This is a genomic window from Pseudomonas sp. NFACC51 (assembly GCF_900103575.1).
In the GTDB taxonomy this organism is placed as follows: Bacteria; Pseudomonadota; Gammaproteobacteria; order Pseudomonadales; family Pseudomonadaceae; genus Aquipseudomonas; species Aquipseudomonas fluorescens_Q.
The window spans coordinates 1-1590 of the sequence record NZ_FMXH01000031.1; the positions used below are offsets into that span (position 1 = coordinate 1).

Annotated in this window: 1 rRNA gene; it reads left to right on the forward strand. The window is 50.3% G+C overall.

Going from position 1 to position 1590, the window contains the following annotated elements:
- Positions 1 to 120 precede the first annotated feature (120 nt).
- Positions 121 to 1590, forward strand: a 23S ribosomal RNA gene (locus BLT00_RS30600); the annotation flags it as partial.

Genomic DNA, 1590 nt, shown 5'->3' on the forward strand with positions numbered 1-1590 from the left:
ACGTTACTTTCACTGGTAACGGATCAGGCTAAGGTAAAATTTGTGAGTTGCTCTTTGAGCAAGATCGAATTTTCGGCGAATGTCGTCTTCACAGTATAACCAGATTGCTTGGGGTTATATGGTCAAGTGAAGAAGCGCATACGGTGGATGCCTTGGCAGTCAGAGGCGATGAAAGACGTGGTAGCCTGCGAAAAGCTTCGGGGAGTCGGCAAACAGACTGTGATCCGGAGATGTCTGAATGGGGGAACCCAGCCATCATAAGATGGTTATCTTGTACTGAATACATAGGTGCAAGAGGCGAACCAGGGGAACTGAAACATCTAAGTACCCTGAGGAAAAGAAATCAACCGAGATTCCCTTAGTAGTGGCGAGCGAACGGGGACTAGCCCTTAAGCTTCTTTGATTTTAGCGGAACGCTCTGGAAAGTGCGGCCATAGTGGGTGATAGCCCTGTACGCGAAAGGATCTTAGAAGTGAAATCGAGTAGGACGGAGCACGAGAAACTTTGTCTGAATATGGGGGGACCATCCTCCAAGGCTAAATACTACTGACTGACCGATAGTGAACTAGTACCGTGAGGGAAAGGCGAAAAGAACCCCGGAGAGGGGAGTGAAATAGATCCTGAAACCGTATGCGTACAAGCAGTGGGAGCCCACTTTGTTGGGTGACTGCGTACCTTTTGTATAATGGGTCAGCGACTTATTTTCAGTGGCGAGCTTAACCGAATAGGGGAGGCGTAGCGAAAGCGAGTCTTAATAGGGCGTCTAGTCGCTGGGAATAGACCCGAAACCGGGCGATCTATCCATGGGCAGGTTGAAGGTTAGGTAACACTGACTGGAGGACCGAACCGACTACCGTTGAAAAGTTAGCGGATGACCTGTGGATCGGAGTGAAAGGCTAATCAAGCTCGGAGATAGCTGGTTCTCCTCGAAAGCTATTTAGGTAGCGCCTCATGTATCACTGTAGGGGGTAGAGCACTGTTTCGGCTAGGGGGTCATCCCGACTTACCAAACCGATGCAAACTCCGAATACCTACAAGTGCCGAGCATGGGAGACACACGGCGGGTGCTAACGTCCGTCGTGAAAAGGGAAACAACCCAGACCGTCAGCTAAGGTCCCAAAGTTATGGTTAAGTGGGAAACGATGTGGGAAGGCTTAGACAGCTAGGAGGTTGGCTTAGAAGCAGCCACCCTTTAAAGAAAGCGTAATAGCTCACTAGTCGAGTCGGCCTGCGCGGAAGATGTAACGGGGCTCAAACCATACACCGAAGCTACGGGTATCACGTAAGTGATGCGGTAGAGGAGCGTTCTGTAAGCCTGTGAAGGTGAGTTGAGAAGCTTGCTGGAGGTATCAGAAGTGCGAATGCTGACATGAGTAACGACAATGGGTGTGAAAAACACCCACGCCGAAAGACCAAGGTTTCCTGCGCAACGTTAATCGACGCAGGGTTAGTCGGTCCCTAAGGCGAGGCTGAAAAGCGTAGTCGATGGAAAACAGGTTAATATTCCTGTACTTCTGGTTATTGCGATGGAGGGACGGAGAAGGCTAGGCCAGCTTGGCGTTGGTTGTCCAAGTTTAAGGTGGTAGGCTG